The organism is Staphylococcus sp. FSL K6-3157, from assembly GCF_038005145.1.
Lineage (GTDB): Bacteria > Bacillota > Bacilli > Staphylococcales > Staphylococcaceae > Staphylococcus > Staphylococcus equorum.
This window is the reverse complement of record NZ_JBBOSM010000001.1, coordinates 1-25,483: the sequence shown is the minus strand read 5'-3', so window position 1 is coordinate 25,483 and position 25,483 is coordinate 1. Positions and strand designations below refer to the sequence as shown.

19 protein-coding genes, 2 tRNA genes, 1 riboswitch and 1 other annotated feature are annotated in these 25,483 nt (G+C 35.7%); of the genes, 2 read left to right on the top strand and 19 right to left on the bottom strand.

The window, feature by feature from the left end:
* Window positions 1–33: 33 nt before the first annotated feature.
* The 3 genes from MHB47_RS00105 to MHB47_RS00095 form a co-directional block, all read right to left on the bottom strand.
* Window positions 34–495 carry a MarR family winged helix-turn-helix transcriptional regulator gene (locus MHB47_RS00105; RefSeq protein WP_046465674.1) on the bottom strand — a complete coding sequence of 154 codons (462 nt, stop codon included), beginning with the start codon at window positions 493–495 and terminating at the stop codon, window positions 34–36.
* Window positions 496–737: 242 nt separating this feature from the next.
* Window positions 738–810: transfer RNA gene (locus MHB47_RS00100), tRNA-Asp, on the bottom strand.
* A 7-nt stretch (window positions 811–817) separates the two neighbouring features.
* Window positions 818–892: transfer RNA gene (locus tag MHB47_RS00095), tRNA-Glu, on the bottom strand.
* A gap of 287 nt (window positions 893–1,179) precedes the next feature.
* Between MHB47_RS00095 and MHB47_RS00090 the strand changes: the two genes are divergently transcribed.
* A complete protein-coding gene (locus MHB47_RS00090) occupies window positions 1,180–2,391 on the top strand; it encodes a macrolide family glycosyltransferase (protein WP_340754136.1) in 1,212 nt (403 codons plus the stop codon).
* A gap of 108 nt (window positions 2,392–2,499) precedes the next feature.
* Here the strand turns inward: MHB47_RS00090 and MHB47_RS00085 are convergent, their stop codons facing one another.
* The 10 genes from MHB47_RS00085 to hutH all read right to left on the bottom strand — a co-directional run bounded on the left by MHB47_RS00085 (window position 2,500) and on the right by hutH (window position 14,894).
* A complete protein-coding gene (locus MHB47_RS00085; protein ID WP_340754134.1) occupies window positions 2,500–3,783 on the bottom strand; it encodes an adenylosuccinate synthase in 1,284 nt (427 codons plus the stop codon).
* Between the two features lie 289 nt (window positions 3,784–4,072).
* Complete coding sequence (gene dnaB / locus MHB47_RS00080) at window positions 4,073–5,476, bottom strand: replicative DNA helicase (RefSeq protein WP_002506230.1); 1,404 nt, start codon at window positions 5,474–5,476, stop codon at window positions 4,073–4,075.
* Window positions 5,477–5,506: 30 nt separating this feature from the next.
* The gene (rplI, locus tag MHB47_RS00075; protein WP_002506229.1) at window positions 5,507–5,953 is read right to left on the bottom strand and encodes a 50S ribosomal protein L9; all 447 of its coding nucleotides are present in this window, start codon (window positions 5,951–5,953) and stop codon (window positions 5,507–5,509) included.
* Window positions 5,950–7,917 carry a DHH family phosphoesterase gene (locus tag MHB47_RS00070; RefSeq protein ID WP_046465672.1) on the bottom strand — a complete coding sequence of 656 codons (1,968 nt, stop codon included), beginning with the start codon at window positions 7,915–7,917 and terminating at the stop codon, window positions 5,950–5,952. The genes rplI and MHB47_RS00070 overlap by 4 nt, the downstream gene beginning before the upstream one ends.
* Window positions 7,918–7,931: 14 nt before the next feature.
* Window positions 7,932–8,858, bottom strand: coding sequence for a DUF2232 domain-containing protein (locus tag MHB47_RS00065; protein WP_176721756.1), 927 nt, complete (start codon window positions 8,856–8,858; stop codon window positions 7,932–7,934).
* 309 nt (window positions 8,859–9,167) lie between these two features.
* Window positions 9,168–10,136, bottom strand: coding sequence for a homoserine O-acetyltransferase MetX (gene metX, locus MHB47_RS00060; protein ID WP_107514423.1), 969 nt, complete (start codon window positions 10,134–10,136; stop codon window positions 9,168–9,170).
* Window positions 10,137–10,194: 58 nt separating this feature from the next.
* Window positions 10,195–10,295, bottom strand: a riboswitch (SAM riboswitch).
* A 131-nt stretch (window positions 10,296–10,426) separates the two neighbouring features.
* Window positions 10,427–10,756 (bottom strand): AzlD domain-containing protein, encoded by a 330-nt coding sequence (locus MHB47_RS00055; protein WP_107518312.1) that lies wholly within the window; start codon window positions 10,754–10,756, stop codon window positions 10,427–10,429.
* Window positions 10,753–11,448: an AzlC family ABC transporter permease gene (locus MHB47_RS00050; RefSeq protein ID WP_107516580.1), complete on the bottom strand. Its 696-nt coding sequence runs from the start codon at window positions 11,446–11,448 to the stop codon at window positions 10,753–10,755. Before MHB47_RS00050 ends, MHB47_RS00055 begins: the two co-directional genes overlap by 4 nt.
* 328 nt (window positions 11,449–11,776) lie before the next feature.
* Window positions 11,777–13,060 (bottom strand): serine--tRNA ligase, encoded by a 1,284-nt coding sequence (gene serS, locus MHB47_RS00045; protein ID WP_340754125.1) that lies wholly within the window; start codon window positions 13,058–13,060, stop codon window positions 11,777–11,779.
* Window positions 13,061–13,127: 67 nt separating this feature from the next.
* Window positions 13,128–13,322: a binding site (T-box leader), on the bottom strand.
* Window positions 13,323–13,385: 63 nt separating this feature from the next.
* Window positions 13,386–14,894, bottom strand: coding sequence for a histidine ammonia-lyase (hutH, locus tag MHB47_RS00040; RefSeq protein ID WP_340754123.1), 1,509 nt, complete (start codon window positions 14,892–14,894; stop codon window positions 13,386–13,388).
* 404 nt (window positions 14,895–15,298) lie between these two features.
* Here hutH and MHB47_RS00035 point away from each other — a divergent pair, with 404 nt between their 5' ends.
* A complete protein-coding gene (locus MHB47_RS00035) occupies window positions 15,299–16,111 on the top strand; it encodes an NAD(P)H-hydrate dehydratase (protein ID WP_340754120.1) in 813 nt (270 codons plus the stop codon).
* A gap of 70 nt (window positions 16,112–16,181) precedes the next feature.
* On the opposite strand, the gene gyrA is transcribed toward MHB47_RS00035, so the two are convergent.
* The 6 genes from gyrA to dnaA form a co-directional block, all read right to left on the bottom strand.
* Window positions 16,182–18,887: a DNA gyrase subunit A gene (gyrA, locus tag MHB47_RS00030; RefSeq protein WP_340754119.1), complete on the bottom strand. Its 2,706-nt coding sequence runs from the start codon at window positions 18,885–18,887 to the stop codon at window positions 16,182–16,184.
* 35 nt (window positions 18,888–18,922) lie between these two features.
* Window positions 18,923–20,854: a DNA topoisomerase (ATP-hydrolyzing) subunit B gene (gyrB, locus tag MHB47_RS00025; RefSeq protein WP_340757247.1), complete on the bottom strand. Its 1,932-nt coding sequence runs from the start codon at window positions 20,852–20,854 to the stop codon at window positions 18,923–18,925.
* A 12-nt stretch (window positions 20,855–20,866) separates the two neighbouring features.
* Window positions 20,867–21,982: a DNA replication/repair protein RecF gene (gene recF, locus MHB47_RS00020; protein WP_340754118.1), complete on the bottom strand. Its 1,116-nt coding sequence runs from the start codon at window positions 21,980–21,982 to the stop codon at window positions 20,867–20,869.
* Window positions 21,979–22,212, bottom strand: coding sequence for a S4 domain-containing protein YaaA (gene yaaA, locus MHB47_RS00015; protein ID WP_172457949.1), 234 nt, complete (start codon window positions 22,210–22,212; stop codon window positions 21,979–21,981). Before yaaA ends, recF begins: the two co-directional genes overlap by 4 nt.
* A 525-nt stretch (window positions 22,213–22,737) precedes the next feature.
* Complete coding sequence (gene dnaN, locus MHB47_RS00010; protein ID WP_002506215.1) at window positions 22,738–23,868, bottom strand: DNA polymerase III subunit beta; 1,131 nt, start codon at window positions 23,866–23,868, stop codon at window positions 22,738–22,740.
* A gap of 247 nt (window positions 23,869–24,115) precedes the next feature.
* The gene (dnaA, locus tag MHB47_RS00005; RefSeq protein WP_065339129.1) at window positions 24,116–25,483 is read right to left on the bottom strand and encodes a chromosomal replication initiator protein DnaA; all 1,368 of its coding nucleotides are present in this window, start codon (window positions 25,481–25,483) and stop codon (window positions 24,116–24,118) included.

Here is a 25,483-nt window from a genome sequence, read left to right as displayed (position 1 = left end):
AACAATTGCTTCTATTGCTTGATACTTAATTATCTATTTAGTATTTATTTCAATATCTTCTAAATGCCAATCTTGCTGAAGTACTTGTTTAAGTTGCTCTAACTGTGTACTACCAATCATTGTTTCTATGTGCGCGACGAGTTGTAATTTATGTTCTACATACTCTTCAAAACACTGCAGACCTAATGTAGTTAAGTTTACGCATTTTTCTTTTTTATTATTGGGCACAGCTTCAACTTGAACGACACCTTTGTGCTCTAATTGTTTGATCGCTTTATGAATAGCTTGGCGTGTGAGATGAATTTTTCTAGTAAGTTCGGCAAAAGTTGGTTTCTCATAGTTGATTTTATCAATCAGATACCATTCTGAGCTGCTGAAGTGAACATCTTGTATTTGCTCTGAAGTTGTGGATTCCAAAGTTTGTCTAAGCGCACTGTGACGTTCACTAATTAAATCTATGAGATCTAATCCCTCTATACTTTTATCATTTGCCATACTTACACTCCTCACATTGATTTCATATGATGCTATGCCAATAAATGCTCATCACCATCGCGACATCTCGTTATGTTTATGCTGAAAATTGATATTAATCTACCATATGCTCATTTATCATAAGCAATTTTTTTATCAAATTCAAATTAAGCTCATTTTATAACTTCTATATGTAATAACACTAGTATAATCAATTGATAATGATAACAAAAAAATGCCCATCCTATTGGATGGGCATTATACGGTCTCGACGGGAATCGAACCCGCGATCTCCTGCGTGACAGGCAGGCGTGTTAACCGCTACACTACGAGACCTAAAAAATGGTGACTCCTACGGGACTCGAACCCGTGTTACCGCCGTGAAAGGGCGGTGTCTTAACCGCTTGACCAAGGAGCCTGTCTTAAGCACAAGTTAAATTATACCAAGTCTCTAGAAGGAAGACAAGCTCTTTTTTTAATTTTATTAGTATAATTTTCTATATTTATTGTATAAAGTTAGTGTTTTGAGATTTATTTTGAAAAAACTGCTATAAAGCCACTAATGAAAATGCAGAAATCTTTAAATTCATTCAATATCGTGACAATAATTTTTAATTTAAAACAAAACTATTAAACTTAAAATCTTTTTTGTTTTCAAAACTTTTTGCTAAACTTGTGTAATAAAATAAATTAGGAGGCTTACCTTTGGCAAATGTATTATTTATCAACTCAGGATCACCCGGACATTTTAATCCAACTATTGCAGTATGTAAGGAACTCGTTGAGCGCGGTGAAAACGTCGTTTATTACATATGCGATAAATATAAAGATAAATTAGCTGAAACAGGTGTAGAAGTACGCACTTTACCTACTGATGCTATAGTCAACCGTTTTAGATCTTATGGCCAACATCACTTATATAACGTAATTAACGGTTTATTGAAAACTGCGGATATCATCGTGCCTCAAATTTTGGAAGAAACGAAAGATGAGCATTACGATTATATGATTCATGATTCTATGTTTAGTTGTGGCCATATCCTTGCACAAAAATTAAATATCCCTTCAATATCTTCTATTGCATCATTTGCGCATAGCAAACAAAGTTTTGATGCATTTACAGAAAAATTAACAACAATGGTTGATGCCAATGAAATTAAACAAGCCGATGACACATTTAATGAATTGAAACAACATATTGAATCTACATATAACGTTGAAGTCCCTTCACGCTTTGAAGTGATGAATAATCCTGGAGATTTCAACTTATGTTATGTAATGAAAGGTTTCCAAATCAATTATGACCTATTTGATGAGCAACATTGTGTCTTTACTGGTCCTTCAGTCATTCAACCACAACCCTCTGGATTTATGGATGACATTGATCAAACACGACCAATCATTTACATTTCTTTAGGAACTGTTTTTAATCAAAATATCGCTTTTTTCAATAAATGTTTTAAAGCACTAGCAGACATCAATGCATCGGTTGTCGTCTCTATCGGGGAAACAAATCATCTAAACGATTTCGATGAGGTACCTGACAACTTTATAATTAAAGATTATGTACCACAAACTGAGTTATTACAGCATACAGCATTATTCTTAACACATGCGGGCATGAATAGTACAAACGAGGCTATGATGATGAATGTGCCAATGCTAGCCTTCCCACAGAGTGCAGACCAACCTATGGTAGCCAAACAGATAGCAGACTTAAATGTAGGTCATCACATTGATGAGGCCATTACGTCTGAACAATTAAGCTGTGCTGTATCAGAAATGTTAGAAAATCAAATGTATTATCAACGACATATCGAAAAAGTAAAAAACGTGCAATCTATCGATGAAACGGGTTATGCATATGCAGTAGACCAAATACTCGCTTTTCGTAATAAAATTTGCCAATTCAATTAAATAACAGTTATATATAAATAAAAATACCTTGTAGACGCACCGTTAACGGTGAACTCTACAAGGTATTTTTTCATAATTAGACTGGAAGCCTAACTTGGTATTATTTTCCTACCATAAAGATTTTAATAAGTTTGTTTGATTACGGTCTGGGCCTACTGAGAAGATTGAAATCTTCACATCACACAGCTCAGAAATGCGTTCTAAATATCTACGTGCATTTAAAGGTAATTCTTCTAATGAACGACAACCCGTAATATCTTCAGTCCAACCTGGTAGTATTTCAAAGATTGGTTTACAACGGTTTAAGTCTTTCAAGTTTGCTGGGTATTCAGTGATTTCTACGCCATCTAATTCATACGCTGTACAAATCTTCACTTCTTTAAGACCAGTCAATACATCAATAGAGTTGATTGATAAGTCTGTGATACCACTTGCACGACGAGAATGACGTAATACCACTGAGTCAAACCAACCAATACGACGTGGACGACCAGTTGTTGTACCATATTCACGGCCAACTTCACGAATGTGGTGACCATCTTCATCGAATAGTTCAGTTGGGAATGGACCATCACCCACACGAGATGTGTATGCTTTACATACGCCAATTACTTTAGATACGAATGTTGGACCAACACCGCCACCTACAGTAACGTTACCTGCTACTGGATTACTTGAAGTTACAAATGGGTATGTACCATGGTCAAGGTCTAACATAACGCCTTGAGCACCTTCAAATAATACTTTTTCTTCTGCTACAAACGCATCATCTAATACTTTAGCTGTGTCTACTACGAAAGGTGCGATACGTTGACCTGCAGCGTAATATGTTTCAAAGATTTCATCAAAAGTTGGACATGCTTTGCCAAACATACCTTTGAAGTAATCATTTTTATATTCAATATTATTTTTTAGTAATTGTTCAAATGTTTCTTTGTCTAATAAATCTGCCACACGAATACCGATACGTTGCGCTTTATCTACATAAGCTGGGCCGATACCTTTTTTCGTTGTGCCAATTTTATTATCTCCACGGCGTTCTTCTTCATATTCATCTTGTTTTAAGTGATAAGGTAAAATAACTTGTGCACGATTAGAAATACGTAAATTATCTGTTGAAATACCTCGTTCATTTAAAGCATCTAATTCTTTTAATAGTGCAACTGGATCTACAACTACACCATTACCAATCACTGATAATTTTTCTTTATAAAAAATACCAGATGGTACTAAGTGCAATTTATAAGTTTCTCCACCAAATATAATTGTGTGGCCCGCATTATTACCGCCTGAAAAACGTGCAATAACATCTGCTTGTTCTGCTAGAAAATCCGTAATTTTACCTTTACCTTCGTCTCCCCATTGTGTCCCAACGACTACTATTGATGACATATGAGCACCTCCAAGTTTTTCTCAATTAACCAATGAGTATTCTACCAATACCACAACGATATTGCAAACAAAAATCGAACATTGATTTTTCGTCATTTTTCTAATCCTCATCGATATTCAAACACCGCAATAAATACGGTAAACATAGTAATACCAATGTTTTCATTGTATTTTCCATTAAAAAAAGACACATACTTACATTAAGATTCAAGAATGAAATACAAACAAAAACCGTACAATAAAACATAAGTATGTATTATTGTACGGAAAAATTAATTTTATCTTTTTTCTAACCCATCATATCTGCATGGGCATAATCTATATCTGTAAATTTATTATATTGTTTCATAAAGTGGAGCTTCACAGTTCCTGTAGGACCGTTACGTTGTTTGGCAATAATAATTTCGATATCACCATTATCATCATTCGTTTGTGGTTCATAGTTCGTGTCGTCATCGTCTTCTTCATCTTCACCTTGATTGTAATAATCATCACGATATAGGAAGGCAACGATATCGGCATCTTGCTCAATCGAACCAGATTCACGTATATCACTCATCATTGGTCGTTTGTCCTGACGTTGTTCAACGCCACGTGATAGCTGACTTAGTGCGATTACAGGACATTCAAGTTCTCTGGCAATGGCTTTTAATGTACGAGAAATCTCAGAAACTTCTTGTTGTCTGTTGTCTGAAAAGCGTGAACCACTACCTGAAATTAATTGTAGATAGTCGATCACTATCATGTCTAGCCCGTGTTCTTGTTTCAAGCGGCGACATTTTGAACGAATATCTGTAATACGGATACCTGGTGTATCATCAATAAATATCTTCGTACGTGATAACTTACCTACTGCAATTGTAAAACGATTCCAGTCTTCTTCAGTCATTGCACCTGTTCTTAATCGGTTGGAATCGACATTGCCCGAACTACAAATCATACGTGTCGCTAATTGGTCAGCACCCATCTCAAGCGAGAAGATACCAACTGAATAATTACGTTCATTTGTAGCTACTTTCTGCGCAATATTAAGTGCGAAGGCAGTCTTACCTACAGAAGGACGGGCAGCTAAAATAATCAAATCATTACGGTTAAACCCTGCTGTCATCTGGTCTAAATCACGATACCCTGAAGGAATACCTGGTGTCTGACCACTGTTTTGATCTAATAATTCTGCCGTCTCATATACTTCACCAAGTACGTCTCTAATGTCTTTGAATCCATCACTTTCACGTGAGGATGATAATTCTAATATACGACGTTCCGCGTCGTTCAGTATTACATCTAGTTCCAGTTCATCATTGTAACCATCATTCGCAATACTATCAGCTGTTTGTATTAATTTACGCTTGGTTGCGTGTTTAAATACGATTTCTGTATAGTACTGAATATTACGTGTGGTTGGCACATTACTAGATAATTCAGCTAGATATTGTGGACCGCCCGCTTCATTCAATCGTCCTTCTTGTGACAATTGATCCATGATTGTTACCACGTCAATATCTTTGTTGTCTTCGTTGAGGTTCATCATGGCTCTAAAGATGTGTTGATGCGCGCCTCTATAAAAGGACTCAGGAAGTAATACTTCCTGAGTTGTGTTGATCAATTCTGGATCTATGATAATGGCACCTAAGACAGACTGCTCAGCCTCATTACTGTGTGGCATTTGATTTTGTTCATACATTCCATCCATTACGATTACACCTCATATCTCAATCCGTTATTATTGTTCAACTGTGTGTACACGAATTGTACCTTCGACTTCTTTGTCTAATTTAACTGGCACGTTTGTGTAACCCAATGCATGGATACCGTTTGGTAAGTCCATTTTACGCTTATCAATCTTGATGTCATGTTGTTTTTGTAATGCTTGCGTGATTTGTTTCGTACTTACCGAACCAAATAATTTGCCGCCTTCACCTGTTTTAGCAGATACTTCGACTTCAATATTACTTAATTGTTCTTTTAATTGTTTAGCGTCTTCAATTTGTTGTTGACGCTCAGCTTCAGCTGCTTTATTTTTTTGTTCTAATTGTTTTAAGTTACCTGGTGTTGCTTCCACCGCATAATTTTTCTTTATTAAGAAGTTGTTTGCATAACCTACTGGTACGTCTTTAACTTCGCCTTTTTTACCTTTACCTTTTACATCTTGTGTGAATATTACTTTCATGAATTTTCACTCCTACTCATTTGTTCTGTTATAGCTTGTTGTAATTTTTCGATTGCTTCATCGACAGTTACATCTTTCATTTGTGTAGCTGCATTTGTTAAATGACCACCACCGCCAAGTGCTTCCATCGTTAATTGAACATTAACTGCACCAAGTGAGCGGGCAGACATACCTATGAGGTTGTCTTCTCGTCTCGCTATTACATATGAAGCCTCTACACCATCTAAACTTAACAGTTCATCGGCAGCTTGTGCAACTGTAACAGGATGATAGATTTTGTCGTTAGAACCGTGGGCAATCGCTACCCCATTCTCTTGCAGTTTCACCGTTTGAATCAACTCAGTACGATTGATATACGTATCAAGATCATCTTTCAAGAAATGCTGTGTCAATATCGTATCGGCACCATGTGCACGTAGATAACTTGCGGCATCAAATGTTCTAGAGCCTGTACGCAATGTAAAGTTACGGGTATCTACGATAATACCAGCAAACATAACTGTTGATTCTAAACGTGTCAGACGTTGTTCTGTCGGTTGATACTCTAGTAATTCTGTGACAAGTTCAGCTGTCGAACTTGCGTAAGGTTCCATATATATAAGCAATGGACTAGAGATAAAGCTTTCACCGCGTCTATGATGATCAATCACGACTTTACGGTTTGCTTTATTTAAAATATTTTCATCAATAACCATTTCAGGTTTATGCGTATCTACGATGACTAATGTTGTCTTAGATGTCATAATATCCCACGCTTCATCTGAAGTAATGAAACGATCTTTTAGTTCTGGTTTTTCATTCACTGCATCCATAACACGACGTAACGTTGGATCGATATCTGATTCATTTAATACAATGTAGGCATCTAAATTATTCATCATTGCAAAGCGGGATACACCAATTGCTGCACCGATTGCATCTAAATCAGGACGTGTATGCCCCATAATAATTACTTTGTCGCCTTCCATCAAGATATCTTTTAAAGCGTGTGAAATCACTCGTGCTCTTACACGTGTACGTTTCTCCATTGGGTCAGTCTTACCGCCATAGAAACGTACATTACCATTCATACTCTTAATCGCTACTTGGTCACCACCACGGCCGAGCGCTAAATCTAAGCCTGACTGCGAAAGTTCACCCAGGTCGATAAGATTTTCTGAGCCTTCACCGACACCAACACTTAATGTAAGTTGGGCACGATAACCGACGCTCTTTTCACGGAGTTGACTTAAAATACTAAAATTAGATTCTTCGATATCTTTTAAAATACGTTGATTTAAGTACGCCACAAATTGATCAGAACTATAACGTTTGAAATAAATGTTATATTCTGTCGCCCATCTACTGATTACACGTGTAACCATAGAGTTAATTTCTGATCTTTGTGTATCGTTCATATTTTGAGTAATTTCATCATAGTTATCTAAGAATAATGTCATGATAATCGGTTTGGATTCTTCATATAATGCTTCCGTTTGAATTTCTTCTGTAATATCAAAGAAGTATAAAACATGTTCTTTTTCAGAATATCGAACGCGATAGTGATATTCATTTTCTTTAATTTCAATTTCTTGTGTTTTTTCTAATTGTTTTAAAATATTAGGATATACTTCGTTTACTGGGTCGGAAATGACATTACGGTCTAATCGTTCCGACATAAAATGGTTCATCCACTCTATGTTTTCATTTTCGTCTAAGATAATCATCCCAATAGGTAAATTCTTAATTGCGATGTTGCTACCTTCAGAAATATGACCACTCAGACCATCTACATAGCTATCTAGTTTTTGTAAAGCTTGTCTTACCAAAAATACTGTCCCTATAATTATAACCACTAAGACAATCGCAGCGATACCTGCCATAATTTGGTTGAAAACGAACCATATTACAACAAGCGCAATTGCCGTGAGTGCCATTATGATAAATGGCAAGAGCAAGGCTTTTTTAGTGGATTGACGATTCATTTTTCCACCTCAAATCATTTTTTAATGATACGTTTTAAGTTAATACATAAATCTACAACACCCAGGAGGCTTACAATATGTGTAAGTGGCATTAGAATTGTCCCTATTGCCATTAAAATCACAGTAAGTGTGAGCGGCATTGATTTTGCCTTTCCGAAAAAGTGAATCACACTTAACCCCTGAATATACATACATAATGATAACACAATTTCGAAGTTTAATACGATACTTTGGAACGCACTCGGTTCGACAGTAAACATAACACAAAGTAGGACAATCATATACATCCATAGCAATGAACGCTTCATTTGCCATGCATATAATGGTTTGAATATTGGTGTAGCAATTTTGAATTTACGTAAAATTGGAAAAGTAACTAGTAAATTGATTAATATGAGTATAAATACTGCAATGATTACATAACTTGGTAACTGAACTGATAATTGACGGAACATTTCTTCAAACATTTGTTTATAATCTGCACCAACACCTGCATTAGAAATATAATAATTTATTTGATCTTTCACAGGTTTCATTAATGTTGTTGATGTTGGTATTTTATCAAATGTTTGTAATGCCATAAATGCAATTAACGAGATCATACTCACGTATGTAGTTGTAATATAAAGTATACGCTCTTTAGATGTACGTTCTTTTAATAATTGGCCAACAACGAAACTCACTAAGAGTACGAGGACCATGATACTTAATACGAATATATTACCTAATAAAGTTGTTAATACAACTGTTACGACTGCTGTTAAACCAAATGATTCTACAGACTTATGCCATAAAATAATGCCTGGAATTGTCGCAAACAAACTCAATACAAGCCCAAGCGGTGGTAATATATGTAAAGCTAAAGCTACTATGACTAGCGTGATTATACTAAGTATAGTTGCCTTAGGATATATTTTTGAAAACAAATTCGCCACTCCCATACTATTTTTGACTATAACTTTTATTTTAACCTCTTTAAAACTTTTATACAATTATTGCCAACTCATTTCTATAGAAGTTAAACATACACTACACATTCAACTATTTGAAGATAAACTAACGTTCACCCTTTCAGTTGATATTTGGTACAGGAACAACCCTTACTACTACATAAAATCACAGGTATTTCCTTGCATTTTCCCATAAAAAACAGGACATACAGTAGCAGTCAGTCTACCTTGTATATCCCACCTGATTATTCTGATTCTACTCTGTCGTCCTAAATTTAATATTCTATAATAAAGTCACTCTCATTTACGCTTGATTTTATACACCTTTAAGAAATGGTATAAATTAGGTGCCCAATCATTAAAATTAACTAAAAATCCATCATGCCCTACATTGTCAGGTACAAAGAAATGTTTATGATATTTAAAGCGTTGCCCAACTGCATAAACAAGGTCATCAGGATAAAGTAAGTCGTCCGCAAAGCCCATCGTCATCATCTTAGTATCTAGTTTACTGAACACTTCGTCCACGTCATCACGGCCTCTATCCACATCGTGACTGTCTAAGACATCAAGCAGTGTTAGATAACATGAATAACTAAAGTGCTTCATAAACTTATCACCTTGGTGCCTTTGATATGCAACTACTTGATCTGGCGAGAAGCGTTGTTCATAACTTTTAGACGAACGGTATGTTAAGAAACCGAGCTGTCTTGCGATACTCATACCTTGCTCATTGTCTAAATGAATCGCTTGTCTCGCAATTTCATTAAATGCACGGCTATATGAAGATGTTCTCTGTGTAGCAGCAAGTATAACAGCTTTATCAACATCAAATTTACGGTTATATAATAACTCTACTGCCTGCATGCCACCTAAAGAGCCACCTATAAGTATATTAATACGTTCAAATCCTAAGTGCTCAATACCTAATTCAATTGCACGCACTATATCACGCAAAGTTAGTTGTTCTGGAAAGTCTTCATCAGTAAGTGCTGAACTAGAACCAAATGGACTACCAATTACATTAAAAGTTAAAAACTGATAATCGTTAATTGGCATATAACCACCATCAATAATGCCTCTCCACCATCCAGGTTGTTCACTTGTACCATACGTTAAGTGATTTCCTGTCAAAGCATGACACACGACCACAAGAGGTTGACCTTTCAATCCAACATGTTCGTAACGTAATTTTAAGTTTGAGATTGTTTCTCCTGACTCTGTTGTAAATGGTCCTAATTCTAATGTATCAACCGTATAATTCGTCATGATTTACCTCCTACTTAGTAAAAAAACTCCTCACTATAATAAGTAAGAAGTTGAAAATTACTTATCATTCGACTATATCGTTGGTTTTAGCACCGTACTTTATTCAGCCGGTTGCTGAAGCATCATTGGGCCAAATCCCTTAGCTTCTCGAAATAAGATTTAATTTTAATTGTATTGCACTACATTACTACTATTGATGTTTCTACAATCAATTTATCTTTTAAAAAATGTCGGAATTTTCTAATTATTGTTATTCTAACGGATAAAATGATTTACATCAATGAAATAAATTAAAACACCCATCTTAATGCAGCCATAATAATAATGCCACCTACGATTGTAATAGTTAAACTACGTGTGATAACTGCAATCACTACTGTAGGGATCATCGTAATTAAAAATGGCACATTAATGCTATACCCCATCATTCCATCTTGTTGTTCAATCAATCCGTCAATAACTAAAGCAGTAAATAGCGTAATTGGTATAAACGATAACCATTTTACAACTCTTTCAGATAGTTTAATTTTAGATATAAGTAAAAACGGTATTATCCGTGTAAACCATGTCACAATACCACAAAGCAAAATAATGATAAGCATGTGCGTCGTTGTTGTCATCGTTCCATCACCACCCCAAGCCCAGCTGCTATCGTAGAAGCAAGTATAATTGCCACATAGGATGGCATAAAGAGACTTAAAAGAAGCATCATCACGATTACAGTAATAATCAATACAAAATACGTCTTAATGCGAGAGCGTTGAACTGATTCAAACTGTGATACAGCTAAAAAGATAAACATTGCTGCAATAGCGAAATCTAAACCTAACGTCTCTGGGTTGTTTATGTATTTTCCAAAAATAGCGCCCATAACACATGCAAATGTCCAAAACAAATAAGCTGTGATATTTAAACCGTGTAACCAACGATCATTAATTTTTTCTCCTTTAAGGTGTGGTGTAATTGCTACACCAAACGTTTCATCTGTAATGAGCGTTGAAAGCCCTATTCGATTTAATAAACCGTATGATTGATAACTCGGTGCAAGTGTCATACTCAGTAGAAACATTCTGGAATTAACGATAAATGCTGTTAACACAATCGCAGAAATCGGTGTACCTGCGATGACTAGTGCACAAATAATGAATTGTGCAGCACCAGCATACACGAGTAAACAGAGTAAGATAATTTCAAGCAAACTAAATCCTGAGGCTACAGCTACAATTCCAAAAGACAACCCTACCCCAGCGTACCCTAATAATGTAGGAACACATTCTTTCACACCTTGCTTAAAAGTTACATGCGCTTCCATTACCTCACTCCTTTCATTTTTAATTTTTAAAAACAATAGATTAAGTTTAATATAAAGCAGGAGTTTCATTCAATGACTTTAGACTTCTGTTTGTGTGACGGAAGACAACCCTCAGTTTAAATGTGTTGTTATCAAAAGGTTTTTGATGTGTCAGAATTTTATGAAATATTTTAGACTTACTTGTTGTTTTCCGTATAAAAAACCATTGAGGTCACTTATATAATTTTATAAATTACGTTATTTTTACCCCTACCCTACCCCACCACGATATAAATAAAGAGCGTAGCAAATGCCTTTGCTACGCTCTTTTAGCCATGCTTGTTTAATTTTATTTTACAGGACGGATTGCTGTTTTACCGCCCATAAACGGAACTAAAGCATCTGGTATTGTAATAGAACCATCTGCGTTTTGATAGTTTTCAACGATTGCTGCAAATGTACGTCCAACTGCTAACCCACTACCATTTAGTGTATGCACTAATTCTGGTTTAGCATTTTTATCACGTTTGAAACGGATATTCGCACGACGCGCTTGGAAGTCAGTTATATTTGAACATGAACTAATTTCCTTATAATCATTATAGCTTGGTAACCAAACTTCTAAATCATATGTTTTGCTAGCTCCAAATCCAATGTCACCTGTACACAGATTCACACGACGATAAGGTAGCACAAGTTCTTCTAAAATCGCTTCTGCATGATTTGTCATTTCTTCAAGCGCATCCCAAGAATCTTCCGGTTTTTCAAAACGAACCATCTCAACTTTGTCGAATTGATGTAATCGAATCAGACCTCTTGTATCACGTCCAGCTGAACCCGCTTCACTACGATAACATGCTGATTGTGCTGTGAATTTAGCAGGTAAGACATCAGGACCTATAATTTCATTACGATAATAATTCGTTAGTGGTACTTCAGCTGTTGGAATTGTGTACAGCCCTTCTTTTTCAATTTTAAATAAATCTTCTTCAAATTTAGGTAATTGACCCGTACCATACATTGAATCTGCATTTACTAACTGTGGTACCATCATTTCTGTATAACCATGTTGTGTTGTATGTTTCGTTACCATGTAGTTCATTAATGCTCTTTCTAATTGAGCACCTTCACCAGTTAAGAAGACAAATCTCGCACCTGACACTTTAGCACCACGTTCAAAGTTAGCCATATTTAAATCTTCTACAAGATCCCAATGTGCTTTTTCTTCAAAATCAAAGTTTCTTGGTGTGCCCCAACGTTTAAGTTCTACGTTTTCTTCATCTGACGCGCCTACAGGAACATCATCTTGAATTATGTTTGGAATACGAGACAGTTTATCATTAAGATCATGATCTATTTGATTTAAATCATCATCTAAGACTTTAATTTCATCTCCAAGTTTACGCATCTCAGCAATAACATCGTCTGCATTTTCTTTATTACGTTTCTTCTGAGCAATCTCTCCACTTACTTTGTTACGTTGCGCTTTCATTTCTTCAGCTTGGCTAATTAATTGGCGACGCTTTTCATCTAATGCTAAAATATCGTCAACTACTTGTGCATCCATACCACGCTTTGTTACTTTTTCTCTAACTAAATCAGGTTCGTTACGGAATAATTTAATGTCTAACATATCGCATTCATCCTTTCAATTTTTAAAAATGTTTGGATAATAACACAAAAAAGACCACATCCCCTCTACAAGGGACGTGGTCTACGTGTTGCCACCCTATTTAACAGCCTAATTAGACTGCACTCTCCATAAATAACGGCCAAAGCCGGTTGTTCTTCTAATAGTAGGTAGATTCACACTAACGTTGATTACTTGTTCACACCAACCACAAGTTCTCTGAAATCAAACAATTAATACTACTTAGCCTACGAACAATAACTTATTAACTTGTTTTAAATATAGCAAATAACCTTATATTTTTCAAGAGTGACAGTGCTGACGTCTATTATATCTCATTCATATACGCAATATCGTGTAAATATTGCGACACCGCTGCGATATCTTTATGAAATTGTCTATCTTCTGTGATGGATGGTATGATTTGGCGTAACGTTTGATATTTTTCATACGTTTTTGGTGATAACTTATCAATATCTTTATATTCTACAGCTTGTAATGCAATAATCGTCTCTATCGCTAAGACACGTCGTGCATTCTCTACCATCATATAACCGTGACGAGAAGCAATTGTCCCCATAGATACATGATCTTCTTGGTTCGCTGACGACGGTATAGAATCAACACTGGCAGGATGTGCAAGTGTCTTATTTTCTGAAACTAAACTTGCTGCCGCATATTGCATAATCATTGCACCACTTTGTAAACCTGGTTGTGGACTTAAAAATGCAGGTAAGCCATTATTCAATTGTGGATTCACAAGTCTTTCTAGTCTACGTTCTGAAACATTAGCCAGTTCGCTGACCCCTAATTTTAAGAAATCTAAAGCAAAAGCAATCGGTTGTCCATGGAAATTACCACCGGATATCACTAGTGTTTCATCATCTTCATCAAATATAAGTGGATTATCATTTGCAGCATTCATTTCAAATTCTAGTTTTTCTTTAACATAATTGAACACTTGGAAACTTGCTCCATGAATTTGTGGGATACAGCGTAAAGTATAAGCATCTTGCACACGTACTTCACCTTGTGTCGTTGTTAACTCAGAACCTTCTAACCAATCTAACATACGCGCAGCTACATCAATTTGTTCTTGGAAGTTACGTACTTTATGTACTTTTTCATTATAAGCATCTGTAATACCATTGAGTGCTTGATGTGTAAGTGAAGCAATCCATTCTGCTTGATAGCCTAGACTTTCTGCTTCTATATAGTTGATTACACCCTGGGCAGTCATCGCCTGTGTACCGTTGATTAGTGCCAGTCCTTCCTTTGCCTGTAATTCTAGTGGCTTACGCTTCAAGTTATTTAAGACATACCGACTGTCTACCTCTTCACCTTGGTAAAAGACATTACCTTCACCAATCAAGGCCAATGCTAAGTGAGATAACGGTGCTAAATCTCCAGAAGCACCAAGTGAGCCTTGTTGAGGAACTACCGGTACAATTCTATTATTAATGAAGTATACGAGCTGTTCGACTAAAGCTACTGTAGTACCAGAATGTCCTTTAAGTAGGGTATTTAATCTTAATACCATCATCACTAATGACACTTCTTCTGAAAATGGATCCCCCATACCACATGCATGTGAACGGATAAGGTTAACTTGTAATTGATTATATTCCCCTTCATCAATACGCACATCACTGAACAAACCAAATCCTGTTGTAATACCATAGACTGTCTCTTTATTCGCTATAATATTCTCTACTGTTTGACGGCTTTGTTTTACCCGTTCAAAAGCTTCTTCAGTCACTTCCACCGTATCTTTCTCGTATAAAAATTTCTTGATATCTTCAATTGTAAGCATTTCTCCATTTAATTGTAATGTCATTTCTCCATCTCCCTACTTATGAATTTAATTCGATTAATTCGAGTATACGCTTACATTTTCAGCAGAACAATAGCTTTTGACACATCCGTAACATGGTATCAAATCACTGTTTTAATAGGGTAAAGTAGCATTCATCTTCATTTTAGAAAACTTAATCATTTCTTAACAACGTTACCTATTGACTTAAATGCAATGCAGGTTTATTATTTTCTATTGTATTAAAAAACAGCTTAAAAATTTAAAAACAAAATCCCTTCAATAGACAGCAATATTTTGCACGTATAATTGAAGATTTTAAAGCCAATTTATAATTACTTTTGTAATTTTAAGCTCTGACTTTTTACGTATATTATTCAAAAATGAATAGCGTTAAATTATCATAAATTTTAAAAGGAGGTTTCAATATGGAAACTTTATCATCGGTAAGCATTCCTAGACGTGAAGATGATACACATAAAGGTGATTATGGCAGAATCCTTTTAATTGGAGGTAATGCAAACTTAGGTGGCGCGATCATGCTTGCAGCACGTGCATGTGTTTATAGTGGCAGTGGGCTAATAACAGTAGCTACACACCCAACGAACCATGCTGCACTACATTCTCGTTGTCCTGAAGCAATGGTCATTGATATTAATGATACAAAAATGTTAACAAAAATGATTGAAAACACAGATTGTATCTTAATCGGCCCTGGATTAGGTTGTGATTTCAAAGGTAATAACGCAATCACATTCTTATTACAAAATATTCAACCACATCAAACGCTAATCGTAGATGGCGATGCTATAACGATTTTCAGTAAATTGAAACCTGAAATACCTGCTTGTCATGTCATTTTTACGCCACATCAAAAAGAATGGGAACGTTTAAGTGGTATTCCTATTGAGGAACAAACATATGAACGTAATCGTGAAGCGGTAGATCGTATTGGAGCAACTATTGTCCTAAAAATGCATGGTACGGAGATTTATTTCAAAAACAAAGATTATAAATTACCAATCGGCACGCCTGCTATGGCAACCGGAGGCATGGGCGATACCCTAGCTGGAATGATTACGAGTTTCGTCGGGCAGTTTGATGACACTCAGGAAGCTGTCACAAGTGCAACATACGCACATAGCTTCATTGGTGAACAGTTAGCAGAGAAAATGTATGTCGTCCCGCCATCAAGACTTATAAGCGAAATCCCACATGCCATGAAATCATTAGAAAGCTAAGTTATAACGAAAAAAGACCTACCTTAATGAGGTAGGTCTTTTTATATGTGTATTTATCTTTAATCAAAGATTATTCTTCTTCGTTGTCATCGCTATCTGCATTATCGATATCTTCGTTAACACGATCCATAAAGTCTTCTCTTACTTCTTTACGGCCATCTTCTTCAGAGTTGTCATCTTCAACTTCTGTATGGATACCACTACCAGGTGTGTTATCTTCTACAACTGCTTCATTACTAGATGACGCATCTTGTGATTCAGAATCCGTTGTTTGAGCATTTGTTAAACTTGCTTCATTTACTTCAGATTCTTCATTTGCTTCAGCTTCTTCTTCATCTTCCTCGTTTACTATAGCTACCGTAGATACAAATTGATTATCATCTAATTTGATTAATCTCACACCTTGGGCTGCACGACCATTTTGTGAAATGTCATTTACATCAATACGAATAATAACACCAGAATTTGTTACAACCATCAAGTCTTCTTCTCCTGTGACTGATGTTATACAAACAATATTACCATTACGTTCAGTAATCGTAGCAGTCTTAATACCTTTACCACCACGGTTTGATAATCTGTAATCTCCTACAGGTGTACGTTTACCGTAACCATTTTCAGTAACGACTAGGATTTCATCATCTTGTTCCGCTTTAGTAACATCTAAGCCGACAACTTTATCGCCTTCTCTAAGCGTAATACCTTTCACACCTGCCGCTGTACGACCAAGTGGACGTAATGCAGTTTCGTGGAAGCGAATTAATGACGCATGCGCAGTTCCGATAAGAATATCAGTTTCACCATCTGTAAGACGTACTGCAATCAGTTCATCATCATCTTTAAAGTTGATAGCAATCTTACCGTTTCTGTTTATGCGTGAGAAGTTGCTTAACGCAGAACGTTTAACTCTACCTTTTAATGTTGCAAATACAAGGTAATCTTCTTCACTTTCTAAATCTTTAACGGCAATCATTGTACTGATAGATTCATCACTATCTAACTCTATGGCATTGACTACTGGAATACCTTTAGACTGACGTGAGAGTTCTGGTACTTCGTAACCTTTAAGTTTATAAACACGACCTTTATTCGTAAAGAATAAAACGTGATCATGTGTACTTAACGTTACGAGTTGACTAACAAAGTCTTCTTCGAGTGTATTCATACCTTGTACACCACGGCCACCACGATGTTGTGATCTATATGTTGAAACAGGTAGACGTTTAATATAGTTATTATGACTTAATGTAATGACAATTTGTTCTTCAGGGATTAAGTCTTCATCTTCAATATTATCAAGTCCACCAAGTTGAATTTCAGTTTTACGTTCGTCACCAAAACGATCACGAACATCAATCAATTCATCACGCACGATTTGTAAAAGCTTTTCTTCATCTGCAAGAATTGCTTTTAACTCTTCGATATAAGCAATTAAATCATTGTATTCTGATTCAATCTTATCGCGTTCTAAACCAGTTAAACGTCTTAAACGCATGTCCAATATCGCTTGAGCTTGACGTTCAGTTAACTTAAATTGCTCTTGCAAGCTTGCCATCGCAATTTTGTCGTTATCTGATTCACGTATTACTCTAATGATTTCATCAATATGATCTAGTGCAATTCTTAAACCTTCTAAAATATGTGCACGGTCTAATGCTTTTTTCAAGTTGTATTCAGTACGTCTTCTTACAACTACTTTTTGGTGATCTAAGTATTCAACCAATGCTTCTTTAAGCGTGATAAGTCTCGGTCTACCATTTACCAATGCAATCATGTTTACACCAAATGATGTTTGTAATGGTGTTTGTTTATACAAGTTATTTAGAACAACACTTGCGTTTGCATCTTTACGAACGTCAATTACGACACGTACACCTGTACGTAAACTTGTTTCATCACGTAAATCTGTAATACCTTCTATTTTTTTATCGCGAGCTAATTCAGCGATTTTTTCTATCATACGCGCTTTATTGACTTGGTATGGTACTTCAGTCACTACGATACGTTGACGTCCGCCACCGCGCTCTTCTATTTCAGCACGAGAACGCATTATAACTGAACCACGTCCAGTTTCAAATGCACGACGGATGCCACTTTTACCTAGAATTAAAGCACCTGTAGGGAAATCAGGACCTTGAACATCTTCCATTAATTCAGAAATCGTGATGTCAGGGTTATGACTTAAACTTAATACGCCGTTAATAACTTCTGTTAAGTTATGCGGTGGAATATTAGTAGCCATACCAACAGCGATACCCGAAGCACCGTTAACTAATAAGTTCGGGAACCTTGATGGTAAGACTGACGGCTCTCTTTCATTACCATCATAGTTGTCTATGAAATCAATTGTATTTTTGTTAAGGTCTCTCAACATTTCAAGCGTGATTTTAGACATACGTGCTTCTGTATAACGCATCGCAGCAGCGCCATCGCCATCCATTGAACCAAAGTTACCTTGACCATCAATTAAAGGATATCGATAGCTGAAGTCCTGTGCCATTCTTACCATTGCTTCATAAATCGATGAGTCACCATGTGGGTGATATTTACCCATTACGTCCCCAACAATACGTGCAGATTTTTTATATGATTTGTCAGGTGTCATACCTTGTTCATGTAATCCGTATAATATACGTCGATGTACTGGTTTTAATCCATCTCTAACGTCTGGCAAAGCACGTGAGACAATAACGCTCATCGCATAATCTAAGAACGATTCGCGCATTTCATTGGTTATATTTCGTTCATTAATTCTTGATTCAGGTAGTTCAGCCATCAAGATATCCTCCTTCAAAAATTCAGTTCATTGTATTAGAAATCTAAGTTCGCATAGACTGCGTTATCTTCAATAAACTGTCTACGATTCTCAACAACATCGCCCATCAACATTTCAAATACTTGGTCTGCTTCTATAGCATCTTCTAATGACACTTGTAGTAACGCTCTGTGTTCAGGATTCATTGTAGTTTCCCACAATTGGTCCGCATTCATTTCACCGAGACCTTTGTAACGTGAAATCGACCATTTTGGACTTGGATCTAGTTCTTCTTTAAGCTTATCTAATTCACGTTCGTTAAACACGTAATATTTTTGTTTACCTTGCGTCAATTTGAAAAGTGGTGGTTGCGCAATATATACATATCCCGCTTCTAATAACGGTCTCATAAAGCGATAGAAGAATGTTAAAAGCAATGTTCTAATGTGCGCGCCATCGACATCGGCATCTGTCATAAGGACAATCTTGTGATAACGTGCTTTACTCAAATCAAATTCTCCGCCAATTCCTGTACCAAAAGCAGTAATCATTGAACGAATTTCATTGTTATTTAGTATTCTATCTAATCGTGCTTTCTCAACATTTAAAATCTTACCCCGTAATGGTAAAATCGCCTGTGTCTCTGAATCACGGCCTGATTTTGTAGACCCTCCGGCAGAGTCACCCTCGACGATAAAGATTTCACTTCGAGATGGATCTTTACTAGAACAGTCTGCAAGTTTACCAGGTAGACTTGAGATTTCCAATGCAGATTTACGGCGTGTAACTTCACGTGCTTTTTTAGCTGCAAGACGTGCATGTGACGCCATAATACTTTTCTCAACGACAATACGTCCGACTTGTGGATTTTCGTATAAGAATCTTTCAAATAATTCAGCGAATAGTTTATCAACGACTTGACGCACTTCTGAGTTACCAAGTTTCGTCTTAGTTTGTCCCTCAAATTGTGGATCACTATGTTTGATAGAAACGACCGCTGTTAAACCTTCACGTGTATCCTCACCTGAAAGTCGCTCTTTATCTTCTTTGATTATTTTACTGTTTAGACCATAGCTGTTTAGCACACGAGAAAGCGCACGTTTGAATCCTTCTTCATGTGTACCGCCTTCATATGTGTGAATGTTGTTCGCATATGTTAATAAGTTAGTTGCATAACCTTTGTTATATTGTAATGCGATTTCAACTTCAATGTCATCTTTTGATTCATGCACATAAATCGGTTCATCATGAAGTGGTTCTTTCGTTTCATTCAACATTTCTACGTAAGATTTAATACCACCCTCATAGTGATATGAGTCTTCTCTTACTTCTTCTTCACGTTCATCTCTTAACGTAATTGAAATACCTTTATTTAAGAAAGCAAGCTCTCTTGTACGCTGTTGTAATGTGTCATAGTTATATTCTGTAGTTTCAGTGAAGATCTCAGGATCCGCTTTAAAACGAATTACTGTTCCAGTAGGCTTATCAGTTTCCCCAATGACTTTCAAATCAAATTGAGGTACCCCTTTTTTATAAGCCTGATGATAAATTTCGTTATCTTTATAAACGTACACTTCTAAATCTTCAGACAACGCGTTAACTACTGATGAACCTACACCATGTAGTCCACCAGATACTTTATATCCGCCGCCGCCGAATTTACCGCCAGCATGAAGCACTGTCAAAATAACTTCTACAGCAGGACGTCCCATTTTTTCTTGAATACCTACTGGAATTCCTCGTCCGTTATCAGTAACTTTTATCCAATTATCTTCTTCTATAACAATTTCAACTTCGTCGGCATATCCAGCAAGTGCCTCATCGATACTATTATCGACAATCTCCCATACAAGATGATGCAAACCTCTTGCTGAAGTTGAACCTATATACATACCTGGTCGTTTACGAACCGCTTCTAGACCTTCTAATACTTGAATCTGACCAGCACCATAATCTTCCGTGTTGTTCACATCTGACAATGCTTCCACCTTCACTTTCTATTACTTTATAATTTCGCCTTGGTTGATGCGATAAAGTTTAGCGTTCTTCATAATTTCATGCTCTATACCGTCGACTGATGTTGTAGTTACAAAAGTCTGCACTTTATGTTGAATTGTGCTTAATAAATGCGACTGACGTGAATCATCTAATTCACTTAATACATCATCTAGCAATAAGATAGGGTACTCTCCTACTTCGATATTCATTAACTCAATTTCTGCGAGTTTTATCGATAAAGCAGCAGTCCTTTGTTGGCCTTGAGAACCATACGTCTGAGCATCCATACCATTTACATTGAAACCTAAATCATCTCTGTGAGGACCGTATAAACAAACGCCTCTATCTTTCTCGCGTTCCATATTGTCATTGAGCAAAGTTAAGACTTCTTCTAAGCGTTCCGTGTCACTTTTCTCTTCATCGCTGAGTTTTATACTAGGCAAATATTTTAATGACAATGTCTCACGTTCGTCCGTTATCCCAGAATGGATAGGCTTAGCTAGTGATTCAAGTTCTTTAATAAAATGTTCACGTCTGAGCGTAATTTTGAGCGCATACGCTGCAAATTGTTGATTTAAGACATCTAGCATTGTGCTATCTGTCTTTTGACCATATTGCAGTTGCTTCAAATAATTATTTTTTTGTTTTAAAATTCGCTGGTACTGGGACAAATCATTTAAGTATACTGCAGAAATTTGTCCAAGCTCCATATCTATAAATCTGCGTCTAATTTGTGGTGATCCTTTGACAATATTTAAATCTTCAGGCGCAAACAATACAACGTTCAAGTGACCAATATATTGAGTCAGTCTACTTTGTTCCAAGTGATTAATTTTAACTTGCTTACCTTTTTTGGTTATAAACATCGTTAAAGGCATTTCACCGTATCTATAACTAAGTTCACCTTCTATTTTAGCATAGTCCATACCGAAACGTATAAGTTCCTTGTCATTGGACGTTCTATGACTTTTAGCCAACGCTAATGTATAAATAGATTCAAGGAGGTTTGTCTTCCCTTGTGCATTCTCACCTATCAATATATTGACCTCTGGATGACAATCAAGGCTAACTGAATCATAGTTACGATAATTTTCTATCTGGAGTGTCTTTAATCTCATTCTTCACCTTGATGTAAAATAACAAATGAACCGATTTCTGGTATGACAATGCTATCTTGATGGTTTAACTTTTTACCGCGACGTGTTTCACGTTCGTCATTTATCAAGACATCAAAATCTTGTAAGAACCATTTTGCTTGTCCACCAGATTCGATAATACCTTCTGTCTTTAGAAATTGCCCTAAAGTAATGTCTCCATCAACGATTACCTCTTCAACCAAATCAATCACTCCGTTTCTTTTAAGCTCACTAATATATTATACCTTTTTTCACGAAAAATTTCATGTAAAATACAGTGTGTAAGCGTATTCTTATAACTAATTTCCACTTCTTTTTAATAATTATCTACAAAGCCCGTTATAGTAGTTGTTTTACATATAATATTATATCAAATTTCGAGTAGTTTTAATCCGTTTTTTTGATTCTCTATCCGCAATTTCCAAATATAATTCGAAATTATATCTGCATTTTTAATATTTGAGCTTTTAAATGACATTTAAAGCGTGTTTTAGACGCATTTTAAAATTCTATTAAAATACCCTAACAATTAACTATAAATGCTTATATTTAATCGCTCAGTGCCTTTAAAAATGAAATATACCTCTTAAAATACTTCTAAAATTTAATCTTGTCTTAAAAAATGTCCCCTGCTTTATTTATATACACGCATATAGACCAGTAATTACTTTTGAATTTAAAAATGAATAGAAAAAACCCCAGACAAAATAAATTGTCTAGGGATAAGTTATTAAATTCTAATATGTTCTGATTGGTAGAATTAATTGTGTTACCGAATCATCGTCTTTAGGTTTTAAAATAAATGGTTTCATTGTGCCGAAGAATTCTATTTCGACTTCGTCATTATCAATTGCTTTCAATGCATCCATCATATATTTCGAGTTGAATGAAATCTTCAAGTTGCCACCATCAACGTTACTTGCTTTAACGTCTTCGTTAACAGTACCAATTTCAGGAGATGTTGAAGATAATTCTACTAATTCATTACCAGTACTTAATTTAATAACGTTATTACCACCTTCACGTGCTAATAATGATGCACGATCGATTGCATGATAGAATTCACCGTTATTAATGCCTAATTTAATTTCGTAATTCTCTGGGAACAAGCGAGATGTATCAGGATAGTGCCCTTCTAATAAACGTGAAATAAAGTTCACATTGCCAACTTTGAACAGTACTTGGTTTGATGCAAAGAAGATATCAATCTCTTCTTCACTATCTGTCATTATTTTATTTAACTCTGATAATGCTTTACCTGGAATGATGACATTTTTATTTTCAGACTCGTCTTCTAATGCCACTTTTCTTACAGCCAAGCGATGCGAATCAGTAGCTGTGCATATTAATTCACTATCTTGTATAAGCCAGTTAACACCAGTGAGAACTGGGCGTGTTTCTGAGGTGGACACTGCAAAATTCGTCTGTGCTATCACGTTTTTAAGCACTTTTACAGATAATTGAATCGCATCATCGCGAGAAACTTGTGGTAACAATGGGTATTGATCTGGATCTAAACCACTTAAGTTAAATTCAGAATGTCCTGAAGTAATTAATGTTTGAAATTGTTCATTTGTAGAAAGTTTTACTTCTTTACCAGGTAATTTTTTAATGATATCTACGAAGAAACGACCAGGGAGTACGACTGATCCAGTTTCTGCAACTTCTATAATGTCTTCACCATCAACTTGTTTAGGTATAGTGATTTCGATAGATATTTCTGAGTCAGAACCAGTAAGTATCACTTCGTTATTTTTAACTTCAATTTTTATACCAGTTAATATTGGTAATGTAGTTCTTGGTGAGATGGCTTTTAATGTGTCATTTAATTGAGCAATAAAATAATCTCTTCTTATTGTGAATTCCATCTAATTTTCAAACTCCTTCCAGTCGTTTATATATAAATTATATAGGTTTTAAAACAGTAGTAATAGTAGTAGGGCTTGTGGATTACGGGATAACTTATATGAATTCAGGTATGGCATTATTTAACGACTGTGGATAACTTGTGCACAGTGTGTATGACTTTTACACATTATCCACAATTCCCCAAAATTTATCGTTACTACGTTATTCCTCATTTTTCTACAATTAATCTGTTGTAGTACAGTTTTTTTATTGATTTCTAATTTCTTTTTCCAAGTTTTCAAGTTCTTGTTTAAAAGTTGAATCACTACTTACTTCTTTAGCTATTTTTTCATGTGCATGGATAACCGTAGTATGATCACGACCACCAAACTCTTCACCAATTTTAGGTAATGAAAAATCAGTTAGCTCACGTGATAGGTACATTGCAATTTGACGCGGATAAGCAATGGATTTTGTACGTTTTTTAGCACTAAAATCTTCAATTCTTACGTTATAGTATTGTCCAACTATCTTTTGAATGTCCTGAATCGTGATTTTTTTCGATTTTGGCGCTTGGATAATATCTTTTAAGGCTGCAGCAGTTAATTCAGTTGTAATCGGTTGGCCTTGAAGTTTAGAAAATGCTAATACACGAGTGAGTGCACCTTCAAGTTCACGAATATTAGACTGGATTTGATTAGCAATATAAGTTAAAGCTTCAGTTGGAATATTTAAATTTTCTTCTCCAATTTTTTTCTGCAAAATAGCCATTCTTGTCTCGTAATCAGGAGGCGTAATATCAACGATTAATCCCCACTCAAAGCGAGAACGCAAACGATCTTCTAATTTAGCAATTTCTTTCGGCGGTCTATCACTTGAAATAACAATTTGTTTGTTTGCTTGATGTAATTCATTAAAAGTATGGAAAAATTCTTCTTGCGTTTGCTCTTTATTTTGGATGAATTGAATATCATCTATTAATAAAACGTCAATATTACGGTATTTTTCTCTAAAACGCTCAGTTTTATTATCACGAATAGATTTAATAAATTCATTAGTAAATTTTTCACTAGACGTGTAAATAACTTTAGCATCAGGATTGTTTTCCAATACATAATGACCAATTGCATGCATTAGATGCGTTTTTCCTAAACCAACGCCACCATAAATGAAGAGCGGGTTATAGGCTTGAGCAGGTGCTTCGGCAACAGCAAGACTTGCTGCATGAGGAAATCTATTGCCAGGTCCGATTACAAAAGTATCAAAAGTATTGTGTGTATTGAATTGTTCGCCGCCAATGACAGCTTCATCTACACCTGGTGTATACTTTTTCTTTTGTGGAATCTCCTGACTTGTGTGTTGATTTTCACCGGACTTTAAACTCTCTAACTGGTCTTCAGAATAGAAAACTGGCATAATTTCATGACCTATTGCCTCATATAATGCAGTTTGAATAATTTCAACATAATGTGTTTTTAACCAATTGGCAACAAATGGATCATCGATAACAACGATAGCTTCATCATTTTGCAATGAGTAAAGCTTAGTATCTTTAAGGAAAGTTTGATAGCTAGGATAACTTACTTTCTCTTGAGCCAAGGTTAGGACTTTTTCCCAAATTTCTTTTTCTGACAT

Coding starts and splice junctions, on each gene's coding strand:
- MHB47_RS00035 (WP_340754120.1), top strand. CDS start 15,299: ATGGAAACTTTATCATCGGTAAGCATTCCTAGACGTGAAGATGATACA.
- MHB47_RS00085 (WP_340754134.1), bottom strand. CDS start 3,783: ATGTCATCAATAGTAGTCGTTGGGACACAATGGGGAGACGAAGGTAAA.
- MHB47_RS00050 (WP_107516580.1), bottom strand. CDS start 11,448: ATGGAAGCGCATGTAACTTTTAAGCAAGGTGTGAAAGAATGTGTTCCT.
- MHB47_RS00065 (WP_176721756.1), bottom strand. CDS start 8,858: ATGGGAGTGGCGAATTTGTTTTCAAAAATATATCCTAAGGCAACTATA.
- gyrA (WP_340754119.1), bottom strand. CDS start 18,887: ATGGCTGAACTACCTGAATCAAGAATTAATGAACGAAATATAACCAAT.
- dnaB (WP_002506230.1), bottom strand. CDS start 5,476: ATGGATGGAATGTATGAACAAAATCAAATGCCACACAGTAATGAGGCT.
- MHB47_RS00105 (WP_046465674.1), bottom strand. CDS start 495: ATGGCAAATGATAAAAGTATAGAGGGATTAGATCTCATAGATTTAATT.
- metX (WP_107514423.1), bottom strand. CDS start 10,136: ATGACGAATTATACGGTTGATACATTAGAATTAGGACCATTTACAACA.
- dnaA (WP_065339129.1), bottom strand. CDS start 25,483: ATGTCAGAAAAAGAAATTTGGGAAAAAGTCCTAACCTTGGCTCAAGAG.
- rplI (WP_002506229.1), bottom strand. CDS start 5,953: ATGAAAGTAATATTCACACAAGATGTAAAAGGTAAAGGTAAAAAAGGC.
- serS (WP_340754125.1), bottom strand. CDS start 13,060: ATGTTAGACATTAAATTATTCCGTAACGAACCTGATTTAGTTAGAGAA.
- recF (WP_340754118.1), bottom strand. CDS start 21,982: ATGAGATTAAAGACACTCCAGATAGAAAATTATCGTAACTATGATTCA.
- hutH (WP_340754123.1), bottom strand. CDS start 14,894: ATGACATTACAATTAAATGGAGAAATGCTTACAATTGAAGATATCAAG.
- dnaN (WP_002506215.1), bottom strand. CDS start 23,868: ATGGAATTCACAATAAGAAGAGATTATTTTATTGCTCAATTAAATGAC.
- MHB47_RS00055 (WP_107518312.1), bottom strand. CDS start 10,756: ATGACAACAACGACGCACATGCTTATCATTATTTTGCTTTGTGGTATT.
- MHB47_RS00070 (WP_046465672.1), bottom strand. CDS start 7,917: ATGAATCGTCAATCCACTAAAAAAGCCTTGCTCTTGCCATTTATCATA.